This window comes from Kitasatospora sp. NPDC057500 (assembly GCF_042802195.1).
Classification (GTDB): Bacteria; Actinomycetota; Actinomycetes; order Streptomycetales; family Streptomycetaceae; genus Kitasatospora.
On sequence record NZ_JBHVER010000311.1, the window covers coordinates 1 to 6185 of the forward strand.

At 72.4% G+C, this 6185-nt stretch carries 4 protein-coding genes and 1 tRNA gene; 3 read left to right on the plus strand and 2 right to left on the minus strand.

From position 1 onward, the window contains the following. Positions 1-65: 65 nt before the first annotated feature. Positions 66-554: a YajQ family cyclic di-GMP-binding protein gene (locus ACFU74_RS35230; RefSeq protein WP_380682240.1), complete on the minus strand. Its 489-nt coding sequence runs from the start codon at positions 552-554 to the stop codon at positions 66-68. Positions 555-770: 216 nt separating this feature from the next. Here ACFU74_RS35230 and ACFU74_RS35235 point away from each other — a divergent pair. Further along, positions 771-851 (plus strand) — tRNA-Tyr (locus ACFU74_RS35235). A gap of 66 nt (positions 852-917) precedes the next feature. Here ACFU74_RS35235 and ACFU74_RS35240 read toward each other — a convergent pair. After that, the gene (locus ACFU74_RS35240; RefSeq protein ID WP_380764219.1) at positions 918-1607 is read right to left on the minus strand and encodes an HAD family hydrolase; all 690 of its coding nucleotides are present in this window, start codon (positions 1605-1607) and stop codon (positions 918-920) included. A gap of 343 nt (positions 1608-1950) precedes the next feature. On the opposite strand from ACFU74_RS35240, the gene ACFU74_RS35245 reads away from it, so the two are divergent. Both ACFU74_RS35245 and ACFU74_RS35250 read left to right on the plus strand, forming a co-directional pair. Beyond that, positions 1951-3792: an APC family permease gene (locus tag ACFU74_RS35245; protein ID WP_380764220.1), complete on the plus strand. Its 1842-nt coding sequence runs from the start codon at positions 1951-1953 to the stop codon at positions 3790-3792. Positions 3793-4047: 255 nt separating this feature from the next. Further along, entirely contained in the window at positions 4048-6153 is a 2106-nt protein-coding gene (locus ACFU74_RS35250; protein ID WP_380764221.1) for an APC family permease, read from the plus strand. The last annotated feature ends 32 nt before the right edge of the window (positions 6154-6185 follow it).

Consider the following 6185-nt stretch of genomic DNA (forward strand, 5'->3'; position numbering starts at 1 on the left):
GGTCGGGAGCCCCCTCCAGGACTCCCGACCGGGGCCGCCGCTCGGTCCGGCTCAACCGGCTCGGCTCAGCGGTAGTTCACGTACTGGATCGCGAAGTCCAGGTCCTTGCCCTTGAGCAGTGCCTGGACGGCCTGGAGGTCGTCACGGCTCTTCGAGCTCACCCGCAGCTCGTCGCCCTGGACCTGGGCCTTCACGCCCTTGGGGCCCTCGTCCCGGATGATCTTCGCGATCTTCTTGGCATCGTCCTGGGAGATGCCCTCCTTCACGTCCGCGAAGATCTTGTACTCCTTGCCGGACAGCTGCGGGTCCTTGGCGTCCAGCGCCTTCAGCGACAGACCGCGCTTGATGAACTTGCTCTGCAGCACGTCCAGGATGGCCTTGACGCGCTCCTCGCCGTTGGCCTTCATCTCGATCGTCTCGCCGGAGCGCTTGATGTCGGCGCCGACGTTCTTGAAGTCGAAGCGCGTGGAGATCTCGCGGGAGGTCTGGTTGATCGCGTTGTCGACCTCCTGCCACTCGACCTTCGAGACGATGTCGAAACTGGAGTCGGCCATGGGTGTTGGTCTCCTTGATGCTCTGGCTGCACTGACACGGCCCGTCCCACCGGACGCCCGCCGCCCCAGCCTATCCAGCCCGCCCCCGCCCCCGCCCAGGACAGCCACGCCACACCCGCCTATCCAGCCCCACCGAACCGGGTGGCGGACCACCCCCCGGCATCGGGTAAGGTTTACCCAGTCGAACGGGGCGAGCCCCCGGGAGGCGAACATCCTGGCTGGTTGCCCGAGCGGCCAAAGGGAGCAGACTGTAAATCTGTCGCGCAAGCTACGCAGGTTCGAACCCTGCACCAGCCACAGGATAGATGGAAGGCCCCCGGTTCACGGAGACGTGGACCGGGGGCCTTTTGTCGTTTTCGGGGGTCAGTCGGGGAGGGTGAGGAGGAGGGTGGCGGCGGTGGGGGTGTCGGGGGCGGTGTGGGTGGGGGTGGGGTGGGACGGGGGGAGGGGTGGGGGTGGGGTGGGGGTGATCCAGATGGAGCGGAGGCCGGTGGCGTGGGCGCCGCGGAGGTCGGTGGCGGGGTTGTTGCCGACCATCCAGTCGGCGGGGGTGAGGGTGCGGCCGAGGCGGGTGGCGGCGAGGTGGAAGATCTCGGGGGAGGGCTTGCGGGCGCCGGCCTCCTCGGAGACGCAGACGGTGTCGACGGCGGGGAGCAGGCCGGTGCGGGCGAGTTTGGCGCGCTGGATGTCGGTGGAGCCGTTGGTGACCACGGCGATGGTCCAGCCGGCCGCGCGGAGGGCGGCGAGGGCTTCGGGGACGCCCGGGATCAGGTGGGTGCGGGCGGCTTCGTGGGCGACGTGCTCCTCCCAGAGGGCGGCGCCGGAGTGGGGGAGGCCGTAGCGGGCGGCGATGCGGGTGAAGCCCGCGGGGGAGCGGTCGACGAGGAGGAGGCCGTGGACGGCGGGGGCGGCCTCGGCGGGCAGGCCGTGGGTGGCGCAGAAGGCGGCGGTCCAGGCGTCGGCGGCGCCGTCGCGTTCGACGAGGGTGTGGTCCAGGTCGATGAGGAGGAGGGGGGAGGAGGGGCGGGGCGGGGCCTGAGGGTGGTGGGGCATGTGCGGAGGGTAGTGGACGGCAGGAGGCGAGGGTTATTGCGAATGACTTGCAATTACCTGACCCAGGCAGCACAGTGGTGGGGCAGGGGTGGGGTCGGACCGTTCAGCTTGGCCGCCGAGCAGTCCCGGGCCGTGTGCGAGCGCGCCGGGAGTCCTCCGTGAGAGCTGATCGTCTTCCCAACCGGCGCCCGCCGGGACAGCGGTCCGCCCACCCTGTCCAGCCGTCGTCAAGGGCCCGTCAAGAGCGGGCCGCCGCGCGTCAGGAACGCGTAGCGGACACCTGGCGGAGCCGGACGCCGCCCGCAGGATCGGAGCAACCGATCGACTGCGGAGGTCCCGTCCGATGTCCAGCCCCCTCGTCGCGGCCGTCGCCGCCGAACCGCAGCCACCGGATACCGCCGCCGCCGGCGATGCCGCCGCCGACCGGCACCGGCTGACCGCGCTCGGCGGCCTGGCGGCGCTGTCGCTCGACGCGATGGCCTCGGTGGCGTACGGGCCGGAGTCCGTGGTGCTGGTGCTCGCCGCGGCGGGGGCGTACGGCCTGGGGTTCACGCTGCCGGTCACGGCTGCGATCGCGGTGCTGCTGGCCGTGCTGGTCGCCTCCTACCGGCAGGTCATCGCGGCCTTCCCGGACGGCGGCGGCTCCTACGCGGTGGCCAAGGCACACCTGGGGCGGCGGACGGCGCTGACCGCCGCGGCCTCGCTGGTGGTGGACTACGTGCTGAACGTGGCGGTCTCGGTGACGGCCGGCGTCGCGGCGCTCACCTCCGCCGTGCCGGGACTGTACGAGGACCGGGTGTGGCTCTGCCTGGGCGTGCTGGCGCTGGTGACGGCGGTGAACCTGCGGGGGATCGCCGAGTCGGCCCGCTGGTTCCTGGCGCCGACCGCCGTCTTCGTGCTGTCGATCCTGGCGATCGTCGTGGTCGGCCTGTTCCGGGACGCGCCGGTGAGCACGGCGGCGGCCGACGGGCACGCGTCGGTGCTGGCGGAGAACGCCACGGCGGTGGGCGCCCTGCTGCTGCTCAAGGCCTTCGCGGCCGGCTGCTCCGCGCTGACCGGCGTGGAGGCGGTGGCGAACGCCGTCCCGTCCTTCCGCACGCCGGGCGTGAAGCGCGCGCAGCACACCGAGGTCGCGCTCGGCGCGCTGCTCGGCATGATGCTGATCGGACTGGCCGTGCTGATCGGCCGCTTCCACCTCCAGCCGGTCGAGGGCGTCACCGTGCTCGCCCAGCTGGCAGACGCCTCGCTCGGCCACGGCGCCGGCTTCTACCTGGTGCAGTTCGCCACCGTGGTCCTGCTGGGCCTGGCCGCCAACACCTCCTTCGGCGGCCTGCCGGTCCTGCTCCACCTGCTCGCCCGCGACAACCACCTGCCGCACGTCTTCGCCCTGCGCGCCGACCGCCAGGTGCACCGGCACGGCGTGCTCTTCCTGGCCGCCGTCTCCGCGGTGCTGCTGGCCGGCTCCGGCGGCGACGTCAACAGCCTGGTGCCGCTCTTCGCGATCGGCGTGTTCGTCGGCTTCACCATCTGCCAGGTGGGCATGGTCCGCCACTGGTACGCGCAGAAGCCGGCCGGCTGGCGGTGGAAGGCGGCGCTGAACGGCTTCGGCGCGCTGCTCACCGGCACCGCCGCGCTCGTCGTCACCGGAACCCGGTTCACCGAGGGCGCCTGGGGCATCTGCCTGGCCCTGCCGCTGCTGGTGCTGCTGTTCGAGGCGGTGCACCGCGGCTACGCCCGGATCGGCGAGCGGCTGGAGGTGGGGCGGGTCCCCGGCCCGCTCACCCCGCAACGCAGCCTGGTGGTCGTCCCGGTCACCGCGATCACCCGGCTGACCCGCGACGGCCTCTCCGCCGCGCTCTCGCTCGGCGACGAGGTCCTCGCCGTCACCGTCGTCCACGAGCCGGCCGAGGCCGAGGCGCTGCGCCGGGACTGGGAGCTGTGGCGGCCGGGCGTGCCGCTGATCGAGGTCCCGGACGCCCACCGCCGCCTCGGCCCGCCGATCGCCGCCTTCGTCAACGACCTCGCCGCCGAGCACGCCTACGACCGCCTGACCGTCCTCATCCCCGAGGTGGAACCGGTCCGCCCCTGGCGGCGCGCGCTGCAGAACCGTCGCGGCGCCGTCATCGACCGGGCGCTGCGCAGGCACACCGACGCGGTGGTCTGCCGGCTCCGGATGCGGATGTGAACGGTGCCCGGCGCTCCGTGGTACCGCGGTGCGGATTGCTGCGATATGCCCCATATGGGCGGTCTGATGGTCATATCTTGACGATGTCTTAACGGCCCCCCTCAATGCCCTCGGTACGCCCCCGCGCGGCCCGCGCCCCCTCGCGCGTAGCGGCTCCGACCTGCGGAAACATCCCGCCCGTCCGTCCCGCGGAGCGTCATGAGCACGCCGGAACGGCTCATTGCGCACCCGTCGCACACGCTTACGCTCGCCGATGTGTTCAACCTGCCCCAGGCGCTCAAGCGCCTCGTGATCGGCAGGGCCATGCGCAGCGAGGAACTCGGCGAGACCCTGCTCCCCAAACGCCTGGCCCTGCCGATCTTCGCCTCCGACCCGCTCTCCTCGGTCGCCTACGCGACCCAGGAGATCCTGCTGGTGCTCACCGTCGGCGGCACCGCCTTCCTCTACCTGACCCCGTGGGTCGCGGCCGGCGTGGTCGCGCTGATGGCGGTCGTGGTGATGTCCTACCGCCAGGTCGTGCACGCCTACCCGAGCGGCGGCGGCTCCTACGAGGTGGTCTCCCGCAACCTGGGCGCCAACTCCGGCCTGGTGGTGGCCGCCTCGCTGCTGGTCGACTACGTGATGACGGTCGCCGTCTCGGTGGCCTCCGGCGTGGACAACATCATCTCGGCACTGCCCTCGCTGGCGGACCACCGGGTGGAACTGGCGCTCGGCTTCGTCCTGCTGCTGATGGCGATGAACCTGCGCGGCGTCCGCGAGTCCGGCAGGGCCTTCGCCGCGCCGACCTACCTGTTCATCGGCGCGATCCTGCTGATGGTGGTCACCGGTCTGATCCGGGCGGTGTTCGGCGACGCGCCGGTGGCGTCCAGCGCCGCCTACGGGATCGTGCCGGAGGACGGCAAGGACACCCTGGCCGGGCTGGGGCTGCTGATGCTGGGCCTGCGCGCCTTCGCCTCCGGCTGCACGGCGCTGACCGGCGTGGAGGCGATCTCCAACGGCGTGCCGGCGTTCCGGGCGCCGAAGTCGCGCAACGCCGCCGCGACCATGGCCGTGATGGGCACCACGGCGGTGGTGATGTTCGTCGGCATCACGGCCCTGGCGCTGATCTCCGACGTCCACATCGCCGACGACACCTGCCACCTCAGCGGCTTCCCGGGGGACTGCGCGAGCGCGCCGCAGCAGACCGTGATCGCCCAACTGGCGGCGGCGGTCTTCGGCGGCGACCACAGCCTCCTCTTCTACGCCGTCCAGGCGGTCACCGCGCTGGTGCTGATCCTGGCCGCCAACACGGCGTTCAACGGCTTCCCGCTGCTCGCCTCGATCCTGGCCGAGCACCGCTACCTGCCCCGGCAGATGCACACCCGCGGCGACCGGCTGGCCTTCTCCAACGGCATCATCGCGCTCGCGGTGGTGGCCGGCGGGCTGCTCTGGCTGTACGACGCGGACGTCACCAGCCTGATCCACCTCTACATCCTGGGTGTCTTCACCTCCTTCACGCTGTCGCAGATCGGCATGGTGCGGCACTGGAACCGGGCCCTGGCCACCGGGACCGACCCGGCGGTGCGTCGTGCCGCCCGGCGCTCCCGGGTGATCAACTTCGCCGGCGGGGTCACCACCGCGCTGGTGCTGGTCATCGTGCTGCTGACCAAGTTCACCCAGGGCGCCTGGCTGGCCGTGACGGCGGCGGCGGTGCTCTGGCTGATGATGCGCGGCATCCGGCGGCACTACGACCGCGTCGCCGAGGAGCTGGCGGTGGACGACGCGCGGGCCGGGTCCGCGGGGGCCGGGTCGGCGCGGCCGTCCAGGGTGCACGGCATCGTGCTGGTCTCCCAGGTGCACAAGCCGACCCTGCGGGCGCTCGGCTACGCGCAGGCGTTCGCGCCGGACTCGCTGGAGGCGCTCACCGTCGCGGTGGAGCGGGACGCCACCGGGGAGTTGGAGCGCCGGTGGCGGGAGCTGGACGTCCAGGTGCCGCTGAAGGTGCTGGACTCGCCGTACCGGGAGATCACCAAGCCGGTGGTGCAGTACGTGCGGGAGCAGCGGCGGAGCAGCCCGCAGGACGCGGTGGCGGTGTTCATCCCCGAGTACGTGGTCGGCCGCTGGTGGGAGCACCTGCTGCACAACCAGTCGGCGCTCTGGCTGAAGAGCCGGCTGCTGTTCACCCCGGGGGTGATGGTGATCAGCGTGCCGTGGCAGCTGACCTCCTCGGACAAGGCGAACCGGCCCTCGCGGCGCGCCCCGGGAGCGGTCCGGCGCGGCGAGCCCGCGCTGGGCACAGAACCGCGCACAGAGCCGCGCACAGAGCCGAGCACAGCGCCTCGCGCCGAGCGGGAGAAGGCGTCGGCCCGCGACCGCGCGTAGGGCGTCCGCGCACCCGGACGAGGCCCCGGACC

Coding starts and splice junctions, on each gene's coding strand:
- ACFU74_RS35230 (WP_380682240.1), bottom strand. CDS start 554: ATGGCCGACTCCAGTTTCGACATCGTCTCGAAGGTCGAGTGGCAGGAG.
- ACFU74_RS35240 (WP_380764219.1), bottom strand. CDS start 1,607: ATGCCCCACCACCCTCAGGCCCCGCCCCGCCCCTCCTCCCCCCTCCTC.
- ACFU74_RS35245 (WP_380764220.1), top strand. CDS start 1,951: ATGTCCAGCCCCCTCGTCGCGGCCGTCGCCGCCGAACCGCAGCCACCG.